1 protein-coding gene is annotated in these 934 nt (G+C 38.9%); it reads left to right on the forward strand.

Annotation, left to right across the window (positions count from 1 at the left end):
* On the forward strand, positions 1–934 hold a 934-nt coding region (locus K9V48_RS28160), incomplete at both ends, for an IS4 family transposase (RefSeq protein WP_224142334.1).

A 934-nucleotide genomic window follows, 5' to 3' on the forward strand; every position in this document is an offset into this window, starting at 1 on the left:
AAAACTCTGTTCAAATCAATCGCTTTCTGCACACATGATCTCTACTTTCAATCGTATCCGTATTTTAGATGTGACAGTGTTTCAACTGCCTGATCATTTCGCCACTGACTATCAAGGTTCAGGTGGGAGTAGTAATACGGCAGGCGTGAAAATCCAATTGGAATATGATTTACTTAGTGGTCAATTTCTTAACGTGCAGCTTGGACCAGGAAAAAATAATGATAAAACATACGGTACCATCTGTCTTGAAACCGTAGAGGCGGGCGATTTGTGTTTACGTGATCTTGGTTACTTCGATTTAGGAGACTTACAAGCCATTCATGATAAAGAGGCTTACTATATCTCGCGGTTGAAGCTGAATACACGCATTTATATCAAGAACCATGAGCCAGAATACTTCAACAATGGCACGTTAAAAAAGCAAACAGAATACATCCAGCTTGATATGACACAAATGATATCTGGTCTAACCCCTGGTGAAACGATGGAAATCCCCGAGGCATACATTGGCCAAAATCAGAAGCTTCCAGCACGTGTCATTATCCATCGTTTAACCGATGATCAAACGCAAACACGCCTGAAAAACCAAGCGATACGTGAAAAGAAGAAAGGCATTGTCATGAAGGATAAAAGTAAACGTTTAATGGGCATGAATGTATATATCACGAACACGTCGCTAGAAGAAGTACTGACGAATTACATCCATTCATTGTATTCACTTCGTTGGCAGATTGAGATTTTGTTTAAAACGTGGAAGTCATTCTTTGAAATTGATGAATGTAAAAATATTAAAAGAGAACGCCTAGAGTGCCATTTATATGGACAACTCATTGGCATTCTCCTCTGTTCTTCTACGATGTTTCAAATGCGACAGCTTCTGCTTGAAAAGAAAAAGCAGGAGCTGAGTGAATACAAAGCGATTTATATGATTAAA

Source organism: Metabacillus rhizolycopersici, from assembly GCF_020075705.1.